The sequence below is a fragment of the Mariniflexile litorale genome (assembly GCF_031128465.2).
Taxonomy (GTDB): Bacteria; Bacteroidota; Bacteroidia; order Flavobacteriales; family Flavobacteriaceae; genus Mariniflexile; species Mariniflexile litorale.
In genome coordinates this window covers 1,793,575-1,815,770 of the sequence record NZ_CP155618.1, presented here as the reverse complement: position 1 = coordinate 1,815,770, position 22,196 = coordinate 1,793,575, and the positions used below count along the sequence as shown (strand labels likewise).

The following is a 22,196-nucleotide window of genomic DNA, read 5'->3' as shown; positions in this document are numbered from 1 at the left end:
AAATTAGTTTCTAATGTATGTTTTCAACATACTATGGTCACTTTTAAAAGTGCCTATTTTTTCAGTTTTAAGTATTTTTAAATCTTTAGAAACCCAAATATGATCGAGGGAAAGCAGTGGTATATTCCAAAACCATGTTTCTCTAAAACCATTTCCTTTTTCATTAAAAGCGTGATTAAAATTGGTTTTAATAGTGTTTAAATATTTAGATTCAAAAGGCACATTAAAATCGCCTAAAACAATAGTTTTTTCTTTGGTTTCAATAAGTTTATTTACAAAATCCAATTCCCAAGTACGAGGTACATCAGTACTTCCTGTAACATCAATTGCATAAAAATTAATATCCCTGGTTTTAAATTTTATAACTGTTGAATTATAGTTTGATGTATGTTCACTATCTATTTGAATTTCTGTTTTAGAGAATATATATATTTCTCTTTTTAATTTATAAAAGAAATATTTTGGATTTTTTTGTTGAATTGCCTTAAAATCATTCTTTTTTGACTCTACTAAAACTAATACATCTGGAATACTTTCATTCAAATTGAACGCTTCATCAAAACCATTATCTCGAGATGCGTTCCAAAAAACCACTTCTACATCGGAATCATTTACAGACTCTGGAATATGGATTTTAAAACTTCGGCTTAACCAAATAATTAACAGAATGCCCGCCAATATTAAATTATACTTTCTTTTACTAAGAAAAATTGATAGTAGTAAAACAATAGTGATAATTATTAGTAGTGGTAATGTGTAATACCTTAAAGAATCCGAAAAACTACGCTCTTTTAACACAAAATGCACCACCAAAAGTGCTGTAATTATTACAACATTTACAATCCAATAAAGAATTTTAAAAACCTTAATCATTACCTAAGCGGAGCACCCTTTGCAGCCCACCAAGGATGTATTTCTACAATCAAACGTCCTGCTTTTACCATCGGGTCTGCATTGGCTAAACTATCTGCCATTTTAAGAGTTGGCACATTGTAAATTGTGACACCTCTAATATCTCCTTTATCTCCAAAAGGTCCAGAAATATCAGCATATCCTAGTTCGTGCATTTTACTTAAATGTGCTAAATGTTCAGTTTGTAAAATCTCTGCTTCTTCTTCAATTTGCGTACGGATAGGACCGTTTTTCAAAAAGGCCATAAAGTATTGCTGCATTAAAATGGTGTCTTTTGTTTTTTCATCTACATAATCATACGTTTGAAAGCCTTTTGCTGCTAGAGATGCTTTGATTTCTTTCGCCGATTTTTTAACAGGTATTTCTATAATTTCAATGATAGTATCTTTGACCGTTTCTTCAACGACGGTACTTTCCTTTTTTCTACACGAAACAATTGCTAATATTGAAAAACATACTATAATAATTTTTTTCATCTTCTCTGTTTTTATAATTTACGTTACCAAGTTTTAAATGGTTTTTTGCTTAATTGTGAATTGTAATATTTAATAATGCCTGTAACTTCTTCTCCTAACCAATTTGGTTTTAAAAATGTGTCATTTTCAGTGTTTAGTTCAACTTCTGCTATAACCAATCCATCATTTTCGCCATAAAATTCATCAACTTCAAAAATATGATTTCCAGCTTTTATTTCATAACGGATTTTATCAATAATTCCAGGTTCACTAAGTTTCAAAAGTGCATTAGCTTCATCTTTCGTAATTTCTTTTTCCCATTCAAAACGCGATAAACCATCGCTTGTAGACGCTCCTTTTACAGTTATAAACCCCTTTTCTCCTTTTAGCCGAACTCTAACCGTTCGCTCTTTATGTGTATTTAAAAATCCTTGTATAATTCTGGTACTTTTAAAAGCTTCTTCTTTATATGTATTTGAATTTACTAAAAATTTACGTTCAATTTCTACCATTAACTATCCCAACTAATTTTAATTAATTTACTCGTTAAAAGTGCCAATAAAAAACGGCATTTAATGCCTAAATTTACAGTATGTTAACCGATTTACCAATTCGAAAAATAATTCATGTAGATATGGATGCATTTTATGCTTCTGTTGAACAACTGGATAACCCAGAACTTAAAGGAAAACCTGTTGCTGTTGGTGGAAGCGAAAAACGTGGTGTTATAAGCGCTGCGAGTTATGAAGCTAGAAAATTTGGAGTAAAAAGTGCTATGGCTGGAAATTTAGCTATTAAATTGTGCCCTAATCTTATTTTTGTACGACCTCATTTCGAACGTTATGCTGAAATTTCGAAAAAAGTACGAAAAATTTTTCTTGATTATACCGACTTAGTGGAGCCTCTTTCTTTAGATGAAGCTTATCTAGATGTTACTAATAATAAAAAGGGAAACCCGAGCGCATCTTTAATTGCGAAAGAAATAAGGGAACGTATTTTTAATGAATTGGGTTTGACTGCATCTGCTGGTATTTCAATAAACAAGTTTGTAGCGAAAGTTGCTAGTGATTATAACAAACCCAACGGACAAAAAACAGTAAACCCAGAGGAAGTTATTGATTTTTTGGAAGCCCTTGATATTCGAAAATTTTATGGCGTTGGAAAAGTTACAGCAGAAAAAATGTATCAATTAGGCATTTTTACGGGAAAAGATTTGAAATTAAAATCTATTGAATTTTTAGATGAACATTTTGGAAAATCTGGAAAATATTATTACTACGTTGTAAGAGGTATTCATACAAGTGAAGTGAAACCAAACCGAATTAGAAAAAGTTTAGCTGCCGAACGTACTTTCAGTGAAAATTTGTCGAGCGAAGTATTCATGCTTGAAAAATTAAAACATATTGCAGAGGAAGTATCACGACGCTTATTAAAAAGTAAGGTTTCAGGTAAAACAGTAACTTTAAAGATAAAATACAGCGATTTTACTTTACAAACCCGAAGCAAAACCTTGCACTATTTTATTAGTGATAAAGCATTAATATTAGAAACTGCAAAAGATTTGTTATATCAAGAAGAATTAAGCAACTCAGTACGACTGCTTGGTATTTCTATTTCTAACCTAAATACCGAAACAAAAAAAATACCTGAACAAAAAAGCGTGAGTGTACAATTAAAATTTGAGTTTTAATGACATTCATGATAGAAAACCTTCTTCCCTTATTTAAATAAAAAAGCGCAAGATTCTCAATGAGAAACATGCGCTTTTTTAAATTTGATAAAGATAACTTTATTGTGAAATCTCTCTAATACGTAAAGTGTTAACCATACCTTTTTCTGCTATAGGCATCGATGCTAAGCTAATGACCATATCGCCTTTTTCAACGTATCCGTTTGCTTTAGCTAGTCTGTTAATATCTCCAACAGTTTCATCGGTAGATACAAACTTATCATAGAAAAATGCTTTAACACCCCAAAGTAAACTTAATTGTGTTAAAATACGTTTGTTTGATGTGAACACTAATATATGACATGATGGTCTCCAAGCTGATATTTGAAATGCAGTATAACCACTATTAGTTAATGTGGAAATTGCTTTTGCATCAATTTCGTTTGCCATTATAGCAGCATGATAACAAATAGATTTGGTTATATAACGGTTGGTACGAATGTGTGGAGGTAATTGAGGTACTTTAATTAATGGCGAGTCTTCAACATTTCTTAAAATGTTTGCCATTTGCCTAATAACTTGAACAGGGTAACTCCCTACCGATGTTTCTCCGGAAAGCATTACAGCATCAGCACCATCCATAACAGAGTTTGCAACATCGTTTACTTCAGCACGGGTTGGTGTTAAACTGGTAATCATAGTTTCCATCATTTGGGTTGCTATAATTACGGGTATTCTAGCTTTTTTCGCTCTTAAAACTAATTGTTTTTGAATAAGAGGAACTTCTTCAGCAGGAACTTCTACACCTAAATCGCCACGAGCCACCATTAAACCATCGCAATGTGCTATAATGGCATCAATGTTTTTTACAGCTTCAGGCTTTTCAATTTTGGCTATAATAGGAATTTTATGAGGACTGTGCTTTTCAATTAAATCACGCAATTGCATTAAATCTTCTGCATGACGTACAAATGATAAAGCGATCCAATCGACCTCTTGACTTATAGCGAAAATAGCATCTTCAATATCTTTTTCGGTTAAAGCGGGCTGCGAAATATTGGTATTAGGAAGGTTTACACCTTTTTTAGATTTTAATGGGCCACCTTGTATCACTTTTGTTTTCACCTCTGTTTTACCATCGGTTGAAATAACTTCAAACATTAATTTACCATCATCTAAAAGAATACGCTCACCTGGTTTTGTGTCTTGAGGAAACCTATCGTAGGTCATAAACACACGGTCTTTAGTGCCTACAAATCGTTTACCTGTTGCAAATATTATTTCGTCACCCGGATTTACAAAAACATCCTCTTCCATAACTCCTACTCGAAGTTTAGGTCCCTGTAAATCGCCTAATATGGCAGCATTATAACCAAATTCTTCATTTAGTTCTCGTATCATTTTAATACGTTCTGCTACGTCTTTATAATCTGCATGGGAAAAGTTAATTCTAAATACATTGGCTCCTTCTTCAAGCATTCCTTTTAGAACTTCTTTAGTACTTGTTGCTGGGCCTAATGTGGCTACTATTTTGGTTTTTTTTCTTAATGGCATATTAGCTAAAAATTAAATTGTCTTTGGATTTTAATTGATTGATATCAATAGTAAAAGCTGTTGCTACTTGTGGTATTTCAAATATATTATTTAAAATACTTTTTTCTTTACTTAAATTAAATTGATTATCTATTTTTAAAAAATAGTTAACAGCTTTATATTCTGGTACTAAATAGATTATTCGTGTTATTTTTTCTTCTGTACTAAATAATGAATTGAAATTGTCTTGTTTATAAATTTCTGTTTTACAAATATTAGACACCAAACTCCATGTTATAAGTTGTTTAGAATCTTTCCATTCAAAAATTGAATATGTGGCATTATCAAAACTAAAATCTAAATTTGATACGCTTCGAGTCAGATTTATACTCAAATGTTTATTTAGAAGATATGCTAAACGATAATCCTCAACGGTAGAATGAATTGCTATTAAAGTGCAATCTACCTCTTCAAAAACATCACCAAGAATAAGTTTGTGTATTGCCATAACTTATATTAAACGTGGTAAATATAGTATTTAAAAACATTCCATTGTAAAAGTTATACGAATCTTAACAAGTAAAACAACTAAAACGTTATAGTTAATTACTTTGATTAAAACCTTCTAAATCATTTTAGACATTTTGTTTTGGAATACAAAAAAAGCGCGTTTTGAAGCTTTTTCTTCGGCCTTTTTTTTAGAAGTAGCTCTTGCTTTAGCTATAACTTTATTATCAATGGATAGTTTAACTGAAAAGTGTCTAACCTCATCATTTCCAGTATCTTCATAAACATTATAACCAAATGTTCTTTTCTCTTTTTGGCACCATTCTATGAGTAAGCTTTTATAGCTTATTACTTTTCCTTCTAAGGTTTCTATATCTACATATGGTAATATAACACGTTTGTAAATAAATTTTTCACAAAACTTATAACCTTTATCTAGGAAAATAGCACCTACTAAGGCTTCAAATAAATTACCGTGTATATTGTCTCCAAATTGTCCAGGAGGTATTTTACTTTCTACTAGACTAATTAAATTTAGTTCTTTTCCAAGTTCATTTAAGTGTTCTCTGCTTACTACTTTAGATCGCATTTTAGTTAAATAGCCTTCGTCGCCCGCAGGTACTTCAAGATATAGGTGAGAAGCAATAACGGCACTTAACATGGCATCTCCTAAAAATTCTAATCGTTCATAATTGATAGCGTTCCCTTTGCTATCTTTTATGTTCATAGATCGGTGTGTAAAGGCTTTTTTATAAAATTTAATGTCTTTAGGCTTAAACCCAAGAATCTTAATTATTTCCATAAAAAAATTCCCGTTGCGTTTAAAACGGGAATTTAATATGTTACGAATGTTTTTCATTCGGGATTCAGTCTAATTTTTTAAATAATACACAAGCGTTGTGTCCGCCAAATCCAAATGTATTACTCATTGCTACTTTAATATCGCGCTTTTGGGCTTTGTTTAAAGTTAAATTTAATTCTGGATCAATGTTTTCATCTACCGTTGTATGGTTAATAGTTGGAGGAACAATACCATGTTTCATTGCCAATATAACCGAAATAGCTTCGATAGCTCCTGCTGCACCTAATAAGTGCCCAGTCATTGATTTAGTTGAATTAATATTTATATGCTTTGCATGATTGCCAAATATTTCTGAAATTGCCTTTAATTCTGCTACATCTCCTAATGGAGTAGAAGTACCATGCGTATTAATATGGTCTACATCTTCTGGTTTTAAGCCTGCATTTTCTAAGCAATTTTTCATTACGGCAACAACCCCTCTTCCTTCTGGATGAGGTGCTGTCATGTGGTAAGCATCGGACGATAAACCTCCTCCAACAAATTCAGCATAAATTTTTGCTCCTCTTGCTTTTGCATACTCATATTCTTCTAAAATAAGTGCACCAGCACCTTCGCCAAGTACAAAACCATCTCTGGTAGCATCAAATGGTCTTGATGCCGTTTCTGGACTTTCGTTTCTAGTTGAAAGGGCATGCATTGCATTAAAACCACCCATTCCAGCAATAGTAACTGCTGCTTCACTACCTCCTGTAACTATAACGTCACAATGCCCTAAACGAATTGAGTTTAATGCATCAAACATAGCGTTTGCAGAAGATGCACAAGCAGAAACTGTTGTGTAATTTGGCCCCATAAATCCATACTTGATGGAGATGTTTCCAGGTGCAATGTCTGCAATCATTTTAGGAATAAAGAACGGATTAAATCTTGGTGTCCCATCACCTTTAGCAAAGTTTAAAACTTCTTCTTGAAAGGTTTCTAAACCTCCAATACCTGCTCCCCATATAACACCTACTCGCAATTTGTTAATGGTGTCTAAATCCAAATTAGCATCAGCAATAGCCTCATCGGCTGCCACCATAGCATATTGTGTAAATTTATCCATTCTATTAACTAGCTTTCTGTCTATAAAATCGGTAGCAGTAAAGTTTTTCAATTCGCAAGCAAATTTCGTTTTAAACTTTTCTGTATCGTAATATGTTATAGGCGCAGCACCGCTTTTACCACTTATTAGGCCTTCCCAATATTCGTCTTTGGTATTGCCAATAGGTGTTAAAGCCCCTAAACCCGTGACTACAACTCGCTTTAATTCCATAAATGTTTTGCTTATTTAGCAGCTTCTATATAAGAGATAGCTTGACCAACTGTTGCTATATTTTCAGCTTGATCATCTGGAATTTGAATATCGAACTCTTTTTCGAACTCCATTATTAATTCTACAGTGTCTAAAGAGTCCGCTCCTAAATCGTTTGTGAAGCTTGCTTCAGTTACAACTTCGTTCTCATCAACTCCTAATTTGTCTACGATAATCGCTTTTACTCTTGATGCAATGTCTGACATAATCTTTTAATTTTAAGTTTTAATTAAGTCGCAAAAATAAAAAACTTTATTTTATAATTTGCTATTCTGTTAAAAATGTATTGGTAATTTACTAAAATTACTTTTAAGTATTTCAAATTTAACTCTTAATTGTTAATAATTATTCTTTTTTTTGTTCGAATAATTAAACATCTTGTCTGTAAATGAAACGTATAGTAATTTTTGCTTCCGGATCTGGAACTAATGCTGAAAATTTAATCAAGTTTTTTCACAACAGAGAAAATGCATCTGTTATTCAAGTGCTTACTAACAATCCTCATGCCAAAGTTTTAGATCGCTGTAAAACACTTGCCGTTAGTGCCCTATCTTTCAACAAAATAGCCTTTACAAAAACGGATGATGTTCTTAATGTTTTAAAAGCTTCGAAACCCGATTTAATTGTTTTAGCTGGTTTTTTATGGAAGTTTCCTGAATTTATTTTAAATGAATTTCCCAATAAGGTTATTAATGTACATCCTGCTTTATTGCCTAAATATGGAGGTAAGGGCATGTATGGCATCCATGTTCATGAGGCTGTAGTAGCTAATAAGGAAACTGAGACAGGTATTACAATACATTATGTAAACGAACACTATGATGAGGGCGCTATTATTTTTCAAGCAAAATGTGATGTGAACGATAGCGATACAGCCGAAAATGTTGCTGCTAAAATACATGAATTGGAGATGGAACATTTTCCAAAAGTGGTAGATAAATTGTTATCTGAATAAAATAACAACAAAAATTCATGAGATTTCCTTCTTCAAGGAAGTAAAAAAATGAGTAAAAAGAAGAAAAAATATTATACTGTTTGGAAAGGACACAAAACTGGTGTTTTTGAAACTTGGAAAGATTGTAAAGTGCAAATAACCAATTTTGAAGGTGCCCAATACAAGTCATTTGAAACTTTAGAAACCGCAAAAGAAGCGTTAAAAAACAATTACTTTAACTATATAGGTAAAAAGTCTAGTTTTAAAAGTGAATTATCTTCCATTCAACTAAAAAAAATTGGGCAACCTAATTATAATTCTATTTCGGTTGATGCAGCTTCTAGTGGCAACCCAGGTATTATGGAATACCGCGGAGTTGACACAAAAACTAAAAAACAACTATTTATTCAAGGGCCTTTTGAAGAAGGTACTAATAACATAGGTGAATTTTTAGCATTAGTTCACGGCTTAGCACTACTAAAAAAAAACAATAGCGACCGTATTTTATATACTGATAGTAGAACTGCTATGAGCTGGGTACAAAAGAAAAGATGTAACACCAAGTTAGAACCCAACCAAAAAAACAAAGCACTATTTGAATTGATTGATAGAGCTGTAAATTGGTTAAAAACCAACACTTATACAACAGTTATTGTAAAGTGGGAAACCAAAGCTTGGGGAGAAATTCCTGCCGATTTTGGACGAAAATAACAGCTTTTTTTATTGCTATTTAAAACGATACTATTCACAAAAATATTCTTGCCTTAGTATTTAAAAGCCTTATATTTGCACAAAATTATCACACACTTTTATGAGTAAATTAGTAATTGTTGGCACCGTGGCTTTTGATGCTATTGAAACGCCTTTCGGTAAAACCGATAAAATTCTTGGTGGTGCTGCAACATACATTGGTTTGGCTGCTTCGCATTTTAATATGGATGCTGCTGCAGTTTCTGTTGTCGGTGACGATTTTCCTCAAAAATATTTAGACATTTTATCAAATAAAAATATCGATATTTCTGGTATTGAAATAGTTAAAGAAGGTAAAACATTCTTTTGGAGTGGGCGTTACCACAACGATATGAATACTAGAGATACTTTGATTACCGAGCTAAATACGCTTGCCGATTTTAGCCCCGTAGTTCCTGAAAATTATCGTGATGCAGAAATAGTCATGTTAGGAAATCTACATCCTACCGTCCAATCTAGTGTATTAGACCAAATGGTTAAAAAACCGAAATTGGTTATTTTAGATACTATGAATTTTTGGATGGATATTGCACTTGAAGATTTACACAACGTTATGAAACGCGTCGATGTTATTACTATAAACGATGAAGAAGCCAGACAACTTACTGGAGAATACTCTTTGGTAGTAGCTGCAAGAAAAATTCATACTATGGGGCCTAAATATGTCGTGATTAAAAAAGGAGAACATGGCGCTTTATTATTTCATGATGAAGCTATTTTTTATGCTCCAGCATTACCCTTGGAAGAAGTGTTTGATCCCACAGGAGCAGGTGATACCTTTGCGGGCGGATTTGCTGGATATATTGCCAAAACGGGCGACACCTCTTTTGAAAACATGAAAAAAGCGGTAATTTTTGGATCCACTTTAGCATCCTTTTGTGTTGAAAAATTCGGAACCGAACGCATGGAAAATTTAAAAAGCGAAGAGGTACATAAACGATTATTGCAATTTAAACAATTGACACAATTTGATATAACATTAACATAAACCAACGCGCTCTAAATAGAGCGCGTTTTTAATTTAAATAATAATTTAACATTTCCGCTTAAGCGAAAATCTTTAAAAATGAGTGATTCAATAAAACACGAATGTGGTATAGCTGTTTTAAGACTTTTAAAACCGTTAGAATTTTATAAAGAAAAATATGGAACTGCTTTTTATGGGGTAAACAAAATGTACCTCATGATGGAAAAACAGCACAACCGTGGGCAAGACGGTGCAGGTTTTGCAAGTATTAAATTAGACACAAAACCAGGAGAACGCTACATAAGTCGCGTACGCTCTATTGCACAACAGCCCATTCAAGACATCTTTGCTCAAATAAACGACCGAGTTAATAAAGAGTTTGAAGCCCATCCTGAATATACTGACGATGTCGCTTTACAAAAAAAACACATCCCTTACATAGGCGAGGTATTTTTAGGCCATGTACGTTATGGTACTTTTGGAAAAAATAGTGTAGAAAGTGTGCATCCATTTTTAAGACAAAATAACTGGATGCACCGTAATTTAATTATGGCAGGAAACTTTAACATGACCAATGTTAAAGAATTATTTGCTAACCTTATTAGGCTTGGACAGCATCCAAAAGAATACACCGATACCATTACCATTATGGAAAAAATTGGTCACTTTTTAGATGATGCGGTAAGCAAAATTTACAAAGATGTAAAAAAGGAAGGTTTTAGCAAAATGGAAGCATCTCCATTAATAGCCGAACGATTAAATGTCGCTAAAGTTTTAAGAAAAGCAGCTAAAGATTGGGATGGTGGCTATGCTATGGCCGGTTTAATTGGTCATGGCGATTCGTTTGTATTAAGAGATCCCGCTGGTATTAGACCAACCTACTATTACAAAGACGATGAAATTGTTGTAATAGCATCGGAGCGGCCTGTTATTCAAACGGTATTCAATGTAAAATTTGAAGATGTAAAAGAACTAGATCCAGGACACGCCATTATTACTAAAAAATCTGGTAAAGTAGTTATTAAAAAAATATTAGAACCTATAGAACGTAAAGCCTGTTCGTTTGAGCGTGTTTACTTTTCTAGAGGTAGTGATGCGGAAATTTATCAAGAACGCAAAATGCTTGGTAAATTGTTAATGCCAAAAGTTTTAGAGGCTATTGATAATGACACGAAAAACACCGTGTTTTCTTATATTCCAAATACAGCAGAAACATCCTTTTTTGGCATGATAGAAACTGCTGAAGCGGCATTGAATAAAAAGAAAACTGCCGCTATTCTAAAAGGACAACGTTCGCTTTCTGCTGAAAAAGTTACCGATGTGCTTTCTGAGCGTATTCGTGTGGAAAAAATAGCCATTAAAGATGTAAAACTTAGAACATTTATTACTGAAGATAGTAGTAGAGATGATTTGGTAGCACACGTTTACGACGTTACTTACGGTGTTATTAAACCAACTGATAATTTAGTAATTATTGACGATAGTATTGTAAGAGGTACGACGTTAAAGATGAGTATTTTAAAAATGCTTGATCGTTTAAATCCTAAAAAAATTATTGTGGTGTCTTCGGCACCACAAATTCGTTATCCAGATTGTTACGGTATTGATATGGCGAATCTTGAAAGTTTAGTCGCTTTTAGAGCTGCTTTAGCATTGTTAAAAGAAGCTGATACATTCCATATCGTTAAGGACGTTTACTTAAAATGTATCGAGCAAACCGATTTAGACGATAAGCATGTACAAAATTTTGTAAAAGAAATTTACGATCCTTTTACCGACGAGCAATTATCTGATAAAATAGCGGAATTATTAAGTGATGAAAGCATTAAAGCCGAAGTGAAAATTATTTTCCAATCGGTTGAAAATTTGCATAAAGCATGTCCAGAACATTTAGGAGACTGGTATTTTACAGGAAACTATCCAACCGTTGGTGGCAACAGGGTTGTAAACCGTGCTTTTATTAATTTTTATGAAGGCAATAAAGAACGCGCCTATTAATTTATAGACATCTATTATTATTAAAAAATACATTTAATCTGAAAAAGACGCTGTTCATCTAAAAAATAATAAGATTATCTAAAATACGCATAAATTGGTCTCACCATAACATAAGTAGGTTAAGTTCATGGTAGATTTGGGGCAAAAAAAGGTGAACTTCTGTTCGCCTTTTTTTATGCATTTTGGTTTCCTACAAAAAATGGATCAAGCTCATTTTTTGGGGACTAAGTTATTTATGCGTATAATTTAGTTAGTCTGAACAGGAAAAATTTCACATCTCTTACGCCTCTGAATTGCGATCTAAACTCTTTTATTTTGGCGTTGAATGATTCCGCCGAAGCATTAGTGCTTCTATTATTAAAATAGTTCAAGATAGAATTATGGTGTATTTGTAATGATTTAGATATTGTATTAAATGATTTAAATCCAGATTTCTGAACATTTTCATACCAATGTGCCAGTTTTAATCTTGCAACATCTTTATTGGTATTGGTTTGGTAAATGTTGCTAAGTTGTTGTGCTAAGTTATAGCATTTTTCTATTGATGGATACCGTTTGAATAATAGTTCAGCCCTTGTAATTTGTGATGGAGTCCATTTGGTTTTGTGTTTAAACAATAAATATCTACTCCTAGCCAAAAGCTGTCTTTTGGTATCCCCATTGCTAAGTATTTCTGGCGAGTAAACCATGTCTTTCTTTTTTGACTTCCCGATAAGCCTGTTTTCTTGTTCAAGAACCTCCCAACGCAATCGAATACGTTCTTCTTGAACAGCTTCCGTGGCTAACTTTTGCACATGGAACCTATCGGTTACAATTTCTGCTTTAGGGAAACACTTTTTGATGATTAAGTTCATGTTTGCAGCCATGTCCACTGTAACCTCTTTAACCATATTACGTCTTGAGCCGTCTATCATTTTGATTACTTTTATCACATCTTCTGCCTTGGTTCCTTTAACTAAGGCTACAATAGCTCCTTTTTTACCATGAGCATCTTTATTGGTTAAGATGGTATAGAGTTCTCCGTTTGAAAGAGAGGTTTCATCTAAACTTAAATATTTGCCTAAGTTTTTTCCAAAAAACAACCATTCGCTTGCATGGGTTTTCTGTTTCCACTCATTAAAATCGCTAAGATGGTTTTTGTAAATAAACTGAAGACGCTTACCATTGGTTTTGTAATACTCCCCAAATCTACTGGCACTTACCGCGTTAGTATCTAGAGATATCTTTTAAAAAAGCAGCAAACTCTGAGGTCATTCGAGTTCCCTGCGCTACTAAATTCCAATCCCTTTTTATGATCTGATGACTCTCTAAAAGTGTCCAACGACGCCGTTTGATATGAAGTAAAACCGTTTTCCCTCGCAAAGGGAAATCTTCTACAGTAATTTCAGGTATGAATCCCTTAGATTTAGCAGGGAGCTGTTCGTATTCGACAGGTAGGATATTTTTTTCTTCTAAGTAAAAGTGAATTTTATCAGATTCAGATTTACTGGAAACTACATCAAAATATTCTAAGATTCCTTCGGGTAGTAAATATTGGGCTAAATTTAAATGCAAAAGCTCTTTTGATTGTAAATTTAAAAAAATATATATAATTGTCCCCAAGTTTTATTCTTGAGCCCAAAAAATACTGTGAGGATTATTAAAAATCGCTTAAGCCAATATATAAGCAGTTTAACTAAAATATTTTTCACAACGCTCAAGCCACTTTACATTTGTTCCACCATAACATAAGTAGGTTAAGTTCATGGTAGATTTGGGGCAAAAAGGTGAACTCTCGTTCACCTTTTTCATTTTATAAATTCTCGTAAAAATTGAATCTCGATTTAAGACTTCCTTAAGTATAATTTCTATTTATTCTACTGTTTCAAAGTTGCGTTAGGGATGGCAGTGAAAAGCCCACAGCGAGGCACGAGCGAGGACTTGTAACGTACAGCCCGACCCTTTTGGGTAACGCCTAAAAAAAAAGCAAACCCCAGTAGAGCTTGCTTTAATTCTAATATGTGAAAATGTCTTATTTCGCTTCTGCGTAACGTTTTTCAACTTCATTCCAATTAATAACGCTAAAAAACGCATTAATATAATCTGGACGACGGTTTTGGTAATTTAAGTAATAAGCATGTTCCCAAACATCAATTCCTAAAATTGGTGTTCCACCGCAACCAACTCCTGGCATTAATGGGTTATCTTGATTTGGAGATGAACAAACTTCTACTTTACCTCCTTTATGCACGCATAACCAAGCCCATCCTGAACCAAAACGAGTCGCTGCTGCTTTAGAAAAGGCGTCTTTAAAAGCGTCTACAGAACCATAGGCCGCTTCGATAGCGTCTTTTAAGTCTCCAGACAAATAACCTTTTCCTTCTGGGTTCATAACATTCCAAAACAACGAGTGGTTGTAAAAACCACCACCATTATTTCTTACTGCTGCGTTATTCATATCAAGGTTAGCAAGAATATCTTCTATAGATTTTCCTTCTAATTCAGTTCCTGAAATAGCATTATTTAAATTGGTTGTATATCCTTGATGATGTTTTGTGTGGTGTATCTCCATCGTACGAGCATCTATATGAGGCTCTAAAGCATCATAAGCATATCCTAATTCTGGTAATTCGAAAGCCATAATTTTTTGTTTTTATTATTAATATTTATTTTCTTTTTCAAATTTACGGATAAAACGCATCAATTAAAAATAATTAATTGTTATCAAATGATTGATAGTTTTTATCTTGTATGCAAAATTTAAAATCCATGCCACAAAACCATCCTTTTACAATATACAATGCCTCTGCTGGTAGTGGTAAAACTTTTACTTTGGTTAAAGAGTATTTGAAAATTTTATTTAAATCGAATAACCCAGACCAATACAAACGCATTTTAGCCATTACCTTTACCAATAAGGCAGTGGCTGAAATGAAAGAACGCATAATAGAGGAACTTAAAACGTTTTCTTCTTCTGAGATTTTGGAAAAACCCGATGGTATGTTTGAGGTTGTTTGTGATGAATTGGACATGTTACCAAAGGAAATTCACCTAAAATCTAAAAAATTATTAGACACCATTTTACATAATTATGCGGCTTTTGATATATCGACTATAGATGGTTTTACGCATAGACTGATAAGAACCTTTGCTTTTGATTTAAAATTACCTCTAAATTTTGAAGTGGAATTGGACCAAGAAGCTTTGTTAAATGAAGCTGTTGATAGCTTAATTTCAAAAGCGGGTACAGACAAATTGCTCACAAATGTGTTGGTGGATTTTGCTATTGAAAAGGCCGATGGTGACAAAAGTTGGGATGTCTCTTTCGATTTTAACAAAATTGCGAAACTTTTGGTTAACGAAAATGACATTCCTTTTATCGCAACCTTAAAAGACAAAACCTTAACTGATTTTGTAGCTTTAAAAACTCAGTTAAAAACTGAAATAAAAACAACCGAAACTGCTATTGTGGAAGCCGCACAAAGCGTATTAACTTTAATTGAAGAATCTGGACTAGAGTTTAAAGACTTTACAAGAAGCACACTTCCTAATCATTTTAAAAAAGCATCTGAATTAAGCTTAGAAAGGTTGTATGATAACAAACTTGAAGAAAACATAGAGGCAGGAACGGGTATTTACACAAAATCTTTAAATCCCAGTTTAGCAAGCACTATAGATGCTATTTTACCACAAATTGAAACATACTATAAAGCCATCAAGCAAGCCGTTTTTCATCTTAAATTTTTAAACGCTTTTTATAGAAATATTACGCCATTATCGGTTTTAAATGCTATTAATAACGAATTGAAAACATTAAAAGCCGATCAAAACAAAATGCTTATTTCAGAATTTAACACCATAATAAGCAAAGAAATAAGCAACCAACCCACACCGTTTATTTACGAACGAATGGGCGAAAAATTTAAACACTATTTTATTGATGAGTTTCAAGATACATCAAGAATGCAATGGCAAAACTTAATTCCGCTGCTAGATAATTCACTGGCGACAGACAAAGGAACTACTATGTTGGTTGGCGATGCCAAACAAGCTATTTACCGTTGGCGTGGCGGAAAAGCAGAACAATTTATTGGACTATTCCATGACGATAATCCGTTTCATATAGAAAAAGAATTAAAAAACCTGCCCACAAATTTTCGTAGCTTTAAAGAAGTTGTTACGTTCAATAATGCTTTTTTCAATTATTTAGCTTCTCAAGTTTTTAGTAATGAGGCTTATAAAAACCTTTATGAAAACGCACATCAAAACATAAGTAAAATCAACGATGGGTACGTAGAGTTATCATTTTTAGACATTGAAAAAGAGGATGATAGAGACAAAATTTTTACGGAGCGTGTTTTAAAAACAATTCAAGATTGTCAAAAAAACAACTTTAAGCTTGAGGATATTTGTGTTTTAGTCCGAAAAAAGAAAGAGGGTGTGGCTATTGCGAATTATTTAAGCCAACACCATATTCCCATAGTATCTTCTGAAACTTTGTTAATAAACAATGCGCCTGAAGTTGCTTTTATAAATAATCTTATGGGGCTTTTAAATCAACCTAAAAACAACGAACTAAAAATTGCTGTTTTAGATTTTTTAGCAACTCAATTTACTATTGAAAACAAACATGACTTTTTTAGTTATCATTTAGCCCTTACGCCTTCGCAACTTTTCAAAAGTTTTGAAGCTTACAATGTTTTTATAAGTAACCAAGATTTATTACAACTTCCGCTTTACGATTTAGCCGAAACTATTGTTAGAAGTTTCGGTTTAGTTAAAATTTCCAATGCATACATTCAGTTTTATTTAGATGTTGTTTTAGATTTTTCACAAAAAAAAGGATCGGATATTTCTGGGTTTTTAGATTATTTCTACAAGAAAAAAGAAAGCTTAAGTATTGTATCTCCTAAAGGACAAAATGCGGTTCAAATTATGACTATTCACAAATCTAAAGGTTTAGAATTTCCTGTGGTTATTTTTCCATATGCCGATTTAGATATTTATAGAGAATTAGAACCTAAAGAGTGGTTTCCTATAAATAAAGAAGTTTATAATGGTTTCTCGCATACCTTACTAAATTTTAATAAAGATTTTGAGCATTTTAGTGAAGTGGGATTAGAGATTTTTAACAATCATAAATCTGAACAGGAACTGGATAATATTAATCTATTATATGTAGCACTAACCCGTGCCGTTGAGCAATTATATGTTATTTCTACCAAAGATATTTCAGCAAAAGGCGAAGTTAACAATAAAAAATATTCAGGATTATTTATTAATTATCTAGAATATTTAGGTGTTTGGAATGATTCTCAAGCAACTTACACATTCGGAAATGCTGAAAAAACTTCAGAACTAAAAGTCTCTTCAAAAAACACAACCTTTCAAACAGAATTTATTTCCACTTCCAAAGAATCACACAACATAAAAGTGGTTACAAAATCGGGGATGCTTTGGGATACCACCCAAGAAGAAGCTATAGAAAAAGGGAATCTTATTCATAACATCATGTCTAAAATTAAAACTAAAGACGACATTGATTTTGTAATTAACGACTATACAAATACATCAATAATTAATATAGAACAAGCTCAAAAGTTAAAAACTTTAGTAGTTCAAATAGTGACTCATCCAAAACTTGAAACTTATTTTAATTCTAACAATATTATTTATAACGAACGCGACATTATTACTAAAGATGGTGTAATTTTAAGACCAGATAGAGTGGTTCTAAATATTGAAAACGAAGCGGTAATTATTGATTATAAAACAGGGATTGAAGACAAAAAGCACATGCAGCAATTACAATCGTATCAAGATGTATTGCAAGAGATGAGAATAGTTGTGAAAAAAAGAATTCTTGTATATTTAAACAACAATAATATATCAGTAAAAGAAGTATAGTTTTATTTAAATATTAATTCAAGATGTAAAAACAAAAATTTTAGTAGCCATTTACAACATTATTTAAAATTAAGAATATATCTGTACATAATTGTTTAAAAAGACTAAAAATTAAATAAAATCATTCTGAACCATGAACAAATAAGTAAAATCTTCATTTTTTTTATATATTTGTCTTTGTTAATAAAATTTAACAACTTACTTTTGTTTACAATTAACACTTAAAAATTAAACTTTTGAATATGAAAAATCTTAGCAGATTATTGTTCGCTATGTTGCTTATACTTGGTTATAGCAACGCTAATGCGCAAGACAAAAACAACCCATGGCAAATTACCATTGGTGCAAACGCAGTTGATTTCTATCCTACTGGTGAGGATGCTCCTCTTGGAGAAATTTTTGATGAATACTTTAATGTGACTGATCACTGGAATATTTTACCTTCTTTATCTACTATTTCTGTATCTAAATATGTAGGTGATGGTTTCTCTTTTGGAGTAGCTGGGTCTTTAAATAAAATTGAAAACTTTGGTGATGCTTCAGTAAGTGATTTATCTTACTATGGTGTTGACGGTACTATTAAATATAATTTCCTAGAAGAGAAAACTCTTGATCCTTTCGTAGGTGTTGGAGGGGGTTACACTTGGGTTGACGAAATCGGGGCTGGAACTGTAAACGGAACTGTAGGTTTAAACATTTGGTTTAGCGAGAATATCGGTTTAACACTACAATCTTCTTATAAACATGCTTTTGAAGATTACTTAAACACTCATTTCCAACATACAGCTGGTATTTCAATTAAATTTGGTGGTACTGATACTGATGGTGATGGTATTTTTGACAAAGATGATGCTTGTCCAGACGTAGCTGGTGTTGCTGCATTTAACGGATGTCCTGATACTGACGGTGATGGTATTGAAGATAGCAAAGATTCTTGTCCTAATGAAGCTGGTACTGCTGAATTAAACGGTTGTCCTGATTCTGACGGTGACGGTGTTGCTGATAAAGATGACAGATGTCCTACTGTTGCTGGTTTAAAAGCTTTATCTGGTTGTCCAGATGCTGACGGTGACGGTGTAACTGATGCTGACGATAAATGTCCTACTACAGCTGGTCCTGCTGCAAACCAAGGTTGTCCTTGGCCAGATACTGACGGTGATGGTGTATTAGATAAAGATGATAAATGTCCTTCTGTAAAAGGTACTGTTGCTAACAATGGTTGTCCTGAAGTTTCAGCAGAAGTTCAAAAAACTTTAAATGCTTATGCTAAAACAATTTTATTTGATACTGGTAAGTCTTCAATTAAATCTCAATCTAGCGCTGTATTAGCTGATATCATTAAAATACTTAATGAATATCCGAACTCTAAATTTACTGTAGAAGGTCATACTGATAGTGTTGGTAGCGATAAATTAAATCAAGATTTATCTGATGCAAGAGCACTTTCTGTAAAAGAATATTTAGTGAAAAATGGTATTGATGAATTTAGACTTTCATCTAAAGGTTACGGTGAAACTAAACCAATTGATAAAAACACTACTTCTGCAGGTCGTGCTAATAACAGACGTGTTGAAATTAACTTAGCTAAATAATTAAGTTTTAGTTAAAAAATAAATAAGTTTAAAACGCTTCGGATATCCGAAGCGTTTTTTATTTTTATACAATGACAACTTTTATTTTTGATGTTCTAAAAGATTTACAAAATAACAACTCAAATCTTTCTGAGCTAACGTTTATTTTACCCAGTAAAAGGGCTGGTCTCTTTTTAAAACATCAACTTTATAAAGTTAGCAATCAAACTATTTTTTCACCTACCATTATTAGTATTGAAGAATTTGTTGAAGAATTATCACAACTTCAAACCATTTCAAATACAGAATTACTTTTCGAGTTTTATAGTACCTATTGCCAAATAACAAAAAAAGAAGAAACAGATACTTTTGAAGTATTCTCTAAATGGGCACAAATTCTACTTCAAGATTTTAATGAAATTGACCGTTACCTTATTCCTCAAGAAAATATTTTCAATTATTTAATTGCCATTAAAGAAATTGAAAACCATCATTGGTCGCTTGAAAAAAACCAAACAGCGTTTATCAAAAACTATTTGTCTTTTTGGAATAAATTACACACCTATTACACCCATTTTAGCAAACAACTTCTTAATAAAAAAATAGGGTACCAAGGTTTAATTTATAGAGAAGCTGTTGAAAATTTAGAACTATACATTCAAAACAATTCTGAAAAGCAACATGTTTTTTTAGGTTTTAATGCGCTTAATACCTGCGAAGAAACTATTATTCAAGAATTGTTAAAAAACAATTTGGCAAAAATTTATTGGGATATTGACACTGCTTTTTTTAATAGCGCAAACCATGACGCTGGTTTATTTACAAGACAGCATCACCAAAAGTGGCCATACTTTAAAAACAATCTATTTAATTGGATAACGAATAATTATTCAACACAGAAGAACATTTCAACCTTTGGCATTCCTAAAAATATAGGGCAAGCAAAACATATTGGCTCCTTGTTAAAGCGTTTACAAAATGAAAACTTAAATTTACAAAATACCGCTGTTGTTTTAGGGGATGAGAATTTACTAATTCCTGTACTTAATGCCCTCCCTGAAAATATTGATGCATTAAATATAACGATGGGCTTTCCGTTAAAGTCTATACCACTAGCTTGGTTGTTTGAAACGTTGTTTTATATTCACAAAACACCCTCAAACAGCTTTTACTACAAAGATGTTATTAATGTCATGTCTCATCAATTTATAAGGCCACTTTTCAATATTGACCAAGTAGACTATGCCTCTAAAATAATTGAGACTGTAGACGCAAATAATATTATTTATTTAACAGCCGATAGACTGAAAGAAATAGCGCCTTACTCGGTTGTTATAATCGACCTCCTATTTTCAAATTGGGGTAAAACAATCGATTTAGCACTACAAAATTGTTTTCAACTTATACTATGTATAAAAAATCATTTAGACGACAATAAGGCTGCTAATTTGCTCTCATTAGAGTATTTGTTCCGCTTTAATGAATTGTTTAATGAGTTATCACGCTTAAACACCAAATACCAGCACATAAAAGATGTTTCAACTCTGTTTAGCATCTATAAAGAATTATTAAGTTCTGAAACCTTAGATTTCCAAGGGGAACCTTTACAAGGCTTACAAATTATGGGAATGTTAGAATCACGTGTTTTAGATTTTGAAACCGTTATTATTTCTTCTGTAAATGAAGGCGTACTGCCTTCAGGTAAAAGTAATAATTCGTTTATTCCTTTTGATGTAAAATTAGAAAACAAACTTCCTACTTATAAAGAAAAAGATGCAGTTTATACGTATCACTTTTACAGACTTTTACAACGTGCCAAAAATATTTACATTTTATACAATACCGAGGCAGATGTGCTAACTGGTGGTGAAAAAAGTCGCTTTATCACCCAACTGGAATTAGAAGGGATTCACAACATTAACCATCAAATTGTAGCGCCGCAAGTACCTGTTATTGAAGCATCATTACAAACTATTGAAAAAAATGAAAGCTTACTAAATAATATTATTAATGTATCCAAGAAAGGTTTTTCACCCTCATCTTTAACCTCCTACATCAGAAATCCAATCGATTTTTATCATCAGAAAATATTAAAAATAAAAGAGCACGATGATGTTGAAGAAACCGTTGCCGCAAACACCTTAGGAACCGTAGTTCATAATACCCTAGAAGATTTTTACAAACCCTTAGTTGGTATGTTTATAACAGTAGATATTATTAAAAATTTAAAATCTAAAATTGAAGAAAAAGTCACTTTTCACTTTAAAAATGAATACAAAGAAGGTGATATAACCAAAGGAAAAAACCTGATTGTTTTTGAAATAGCAAAACGTTATGTGTCCAATTTTTTGGATTTAGAAATTCAAGATTTAAAAGCGGGGAACCAAATTAAAATAGTGGCTATTGAAGCTAATAATGAGGTTGTGGTCGATATTCCTGAACTTAATTTCCCTGTGAAATTGGTTGGAAAAGTAGATCGGGTTGATGAATATAATGGCATTACCAGAATTATCGATTATAAAACGGGACGTGTAGAGCAAAATCAAGTCGAAATTGTTAACTGGGAGGAGCTCACAACCGATTATAAAAAATACAGTAAATCTTTTCAAATACTAGCTTATGCTTATATGATGCATCGTATGGGAGACATTAACCTGCCTGTTGAAGCTGGGATTATTTCCTTTAAAAATTTAAGTGCTGGTTTTTTGAAATTTGCTAAAAAAGATAAATCTGGAAACGGCGCAAAAAAAGATTTTTTGATAACGAACGAAACTTTAGAGAACTTTAAATTTGAATTAAATCAGCTTATTTTAGAAATATGCGACCCGAACATTCCTTTCACTGAAAAAGAAGTTTAA

Annotated in this window: 19 protein-coding genes; 8 read left to right on the top strand and 11 right to left on the bottom strand. The window is 32.4% G+C overall.

Annotation, left to right across the window (positions count from 1 at the left end):
* Positions 1-3 precede the first annotated feature (3 nt).
* The 3 genes from QLS71_RS07690 to QLS71_RS07680 are packed head-to-tail and all read right to left on the bottom strand — an operon-like array spanning position 4 to position 1,879.
* Complete coding sequence (locus QLS71_RS07690; RefSeq protein WP_308993639.1) at positions 4-873, bottom strand: endonuclease/exonuclease/phosphatase family protein; 870 nt, start codon at positions 871-873, stop codon at positions 4-6.
* Positions 873-1,388 carry a YciI family protein gene (locus QLS71_RS07685; RefSeq protein WP_308993638.1) on the bottom strand — a complete coding sequence of 172 codons (516 nt, stop codon included), beginning with the start codon at positions 1,386-1,388 and terminating at the stop codon, positions 873-875. The genes QLS71_RS07690 and QLS71_RS07685 overlap by 1 nt, the downstream gene beginning before the upstream one ends.
* Positions 1,389-1,411: 23 nt before the next feature.
* A complete protein-coding gene (locus QLS71_RS07680) occupies positions 1,412-1,879 on the bottom strand; it encodes a CYTH domain-containing protein (RefSeq protein WP_308993637.1) in 468 nt (155 codons plus the stop codon).
* An 80-nt stretch (positions 1,880-1,959) separates the two neighbouring features.
* Between QLS71_RS07680 and dinB the strand changes: the two genes are divergently transcribed.
* Positions 1,960-3,057 (top strand): DNA polymerase IV, encoded by a 1,098-nt coding sequence (dinB, locus tag QLS71_RS07675; RefSeq protein WP_308993636.1) that lies wholly within the window; start codon positions 1,960-1,962, stop codon positions 3,055-3,057.
* Between the two features lie 99 nt (positions 3,058-3,156).
* On the opposite strand, the gene pyk is transcribed toward dinB, so the two are convergent.
* From pyk to QLS71_RS07650, 5 genes are all read right to left on the bottom strand, one after another.
* Complete coding sequence (pyk, locus tag QLS71_RS07670; RefSeq protein ID WP_308993635.1) at positions 3,157-4,590, bottom strand: pyruvate kinase; 1,434 nt, start codon at positions 4,588-4,590, stop codon at positions 3,157-3,159.
* Position 4,591: 1 nt separating this feature from the next.
* On the bottom strand, positions 4,592-5,077 hold the full coding sequence (locus QLS71_RS07665) for an IPExxxVDY family protein (RefSeq protein ID WP_308993634.1): 486 nt from the start codon (positions 5,075-5,077) through the stop codon (positions 4,592-4,594).
* Between the two features lie 117 nt (positions 5,078-5,194).
* On the bottom strand, positions 5,195-5,935 hold the full coding sequence (gene rnc, locus QLS71_RS07660; RefSeq protein ID WP_308993633.1) for a ribonuclease III: 741 nt from the start codon (positions 5,933-5,935) through the stop codon (positions 5,195-5,197).
* A 7-nt stretch (positions 5,936-5,942) separates the two neighbouring features.
* Positions 5,943-7,193 (bottom strand): beta-ketoacyl-ACP synthase II, encoded by a 1,251-nt coding sequence (gene fabF, locus QLS71_RS07655; RefSeq protein ID WP_308993632.1) that lies wholly within the window; start codon positions 7,191-7,193, stop codon positions 5,943-5,945.
* Positions 7,194-7,204: 11 nt separating this feature from the next.
* Positions 7,205-7,438 carry an acyl carrier protein gene (locus tag QLS71_RS07650; protein WP_007647141.1) on the bottom strand — a complete coding sequence of 78 codons (234 nt, stop codon included), beginning with the start codon at positions 7,436-7,438 and terminating at the stop codon, positions 7,205-7,207.
* 182 nt (positions 7,439-7,620) lie between these two features.
* Here QLS71_RS07650 and QLS71_RS07645 point away from each other — a divergent pair, with 182 nt between their 5' ends.
* From QLS71_RS07645 to QLS71_RS07630, 4 genes are all read left to right on the top strand, one after another.
* Complete coding sequence (locus QLS71_RS07645; RefSeq protein WP_308993631.1) at positions 7,621-8,187, top strand: phosphoribosylglycinamide formyltransferase; 567 nt, start codon at positions 7,621-7,623, stop codon at positions 8,185-8,187.
* 48 nt (positions 8,188-8,235) lie between these two features.
* Positions 8,236-8,877, top strand: coding sequence for a ribonuclease H family protein (locus tag QLS71_RS07640; protein ID WP_308993630.1), 642 nt, complete (start codon positions 8,236-8,238; stop codon positions 8,875-8,877).
* A gap of 100 nt (positions 8,878-8,977) precedes the next feature.
* Positions 8,978-9,904: a PfkB family carbohydrate kinase gene (locus tag QLS71_RS07635; RefSeq protein ID WP_308993629.1), complete on the top strand. Its 927-nt coding sequence runs from the start codon at positions 8,978-8,980 to the stop codon at positions 9,902-9,904.
* Positions 9,905-9,982: 78 nt separating this feature from the next.
* On the top strand, positions 9,983-11,881 hold the full coding sequence (locus QLS71_RS07630) for an amidophosphoribosyltransferase (RefSeq protein ID WP_308993628.1): 1,899 nt from the start codon (positions 9,983-9,985) through the stop codon (positions 11,879-11,881).
* Between the two features lie 233 nt (positions 11,882-12,114).
* Here QLS71_RS07630 and QLS71_RS07625 read toward each other — a convergent pair whose 3' ends face one another.
* The 3 genes from QLS71_RS07625 to QLS71_RS07615 form a co-directional block, all read right to left on the bottom strand.
* Positions 12,115-13,026 carry a transposase gene (locus QLS71_RS07625; RefSeq protein WP_348636625.1) on the bottom strand — a complete coding sequence of 304 codons (912 nt, stop codon included), beginning with the start codon at positions 13,024-13,026 and terminating at the stop codon, positions 12,115-12,117.
* 61 nt (positions 13,027-13,087) lie between these two features.
* On the bottom strand, positions 13,088-13,435 hold the full coding sequence (locus tag QLS71_RS07620) for a transposase (protein WP_348636621.1): 348 nt from the start codon (positions 13,433-13,435) through the stop codon (positions 13,088-13,090).
* Between the two features lie 457 nt (positions 13,436-13,892).
* A complete protein-coding gene (locus QLS71_RS07615) occupies positions 13,893-14,501 on the bottom strand; it encodes a superoxide dismutase (RefSeq protein WP_308993971.1) in 609 nt (202 codons plus the stop codon).
* A gap of 110 nt (positions 14,502-14,611) precedes the next feature.
* Between QLS71_RS07615 and QLS71_RS07610 the strand changes: the two genes are divergently transcribed.
* The 3 genes from QLS71_RS07610 (at position 14,612) to QLS71_RS07600 (ending at position 22,196) form a co-directional block, all read left to right on the top strand.
* Entirely contained in the window at positions 14,612-17,767 is a 3,156-nt protein-coding gene (locus tag QLS71_RS07610; RefSeq protein ID WP_308993970.1) for a UvrD-helicase domain-containing protein, read from the top strand.
* A gap of 242 nt (positions 17,768-18,009) precedes the next feature.
* A complete protein-coding gene (locus QLS71_RS07605) occupies positions 18,010-19,359 on the top strand; it encodes an OmpA family protein (RefSeq protein WP_308993969.1) in 1,350 nt (449 codons plus the stop codon).
* A 71-nt stretch (positions 19,360-19,430) separates the two neighbouring features.
* Positions 19,431-22,196: a PD-(D/E)XK nuclease family protein gene (locus QLS71_RS07600; RefSeq protein ID WP_308993968.1), complete on the top strand. Its 2,766-nt coding sequence runs from the start codon at positions 19,431-19,433 to the stop codon at positions 22,194-22,196.

Coding starts and splice junctions, on each gene's coding strand:
- QLS71_RS07690 (WP_308993639.1), bottom strand. CDS start 873: ATGATTAAGGTTTTTAAAATTCTTTATTGGATTGTAAATGTTGTAATA.
- QLS71_RS07685 (WP_308993638.1), bottom strand. CDS start 1,388: ATGAAAAAAATTATTATAGTATGTTTTTCAATATTAGCAATTGTTTCG.
- QLS71_RS07680 (WP_308993637.1), bottom strand. CDS start 1,879: ATGGTAGAAATTGAACGTAAATTTTTAGTAAATTCAAATACATATAAA.
- dinB (WP_308993636.1), top strand. CDS start 1,960: ATGTTAACCGATTTACCAATTCGAAAAATAATTCATGTAGATATGGAT.
- pyk (WP_308993635.1), bottom strand. CDS start 4,590: ATGCCATTAAGAAAAAAAACCAAAATAGTAGCCACATTAGGCCCAGCA.
- QLS71_RS07665 (WP_308993634.1), bottom strand. CDS start 5,077: ATGGCAATACACAAACTTATTCTTGGTGATGTTTTTGAAGAGGTAGAT.
- rnc (WP_308993633.1), bottom strand. CDS start 5,935: ATGAAAAACATTCGTAACATATTAAATTCCCGTTTTAAACGCAACGGG.
- fabF (WP_308993632.1), bottom strand. CDS start 7,193: ATGGAATTAAAGCGAGTTGTAGTCACGGGTTTAGGGGCTTTAACACCT.
- QLS71_RS07650 (WP_007647141.1), bottom strand. CDS start 7,438: ATGTCAGACATTGCATCAAGAGTAAAAGCGATTATCGTAGACAAATTA.
- QLS71_RS07645 (WP_308993631.1), top strand. CDS start 7,621: ATGAAACGTATAGTAATTTTTGCTTCCGGATCTGGAACTAATGCTGAA.
- QLS71_RS07640 (WP_308993630.1), top strand. CDS start 8,236: ATGAGTAAAAAGAAGAAAAAATATTATACTGTTTGGAAAGGACACAAA.
- QLS71_RS07635 (WP_308993629.1), top strand. CDS start 8,978: ATGAGTAAATTAGTAATTGTTGGCACCGTGGCTTTTGATGCTATTGAA.
- QLS71_RS07630 (WP_308993628.1), top strand. CDS start 9,983: ATGAGTGATTCAATAAAACACGAATGTGGTATAGCTGTTTTAAGACTT.
- QLS71_RS07615 (WP_308993971.1), bottom strand. CDS start 14,501: ATGGCTTTCGAATTACCAGAATTAGGATATGCTTATGATGCTTTAGAG.
- QLS71_RS07610 (WP_308993970.1), top strand. CDS start 14,612: ATGCAAAATTTAAAATCCATGCCACAAAACCATCCTTTTACAATATAC.
- QLS71_RS07605 (WP_308993969.1), top strand. CDS start 18,010: ATGAAAAATCTTAGCAGATTATTGTTCGCTATGTTGCTTATACTTGGT.
- QLS71_RS07600 (WP_308993968.1), top strand. CDS start 19,431: ATGACAACTTTTATTTTTGATGTTCTAAAAGATTTACAAAATAACAAC.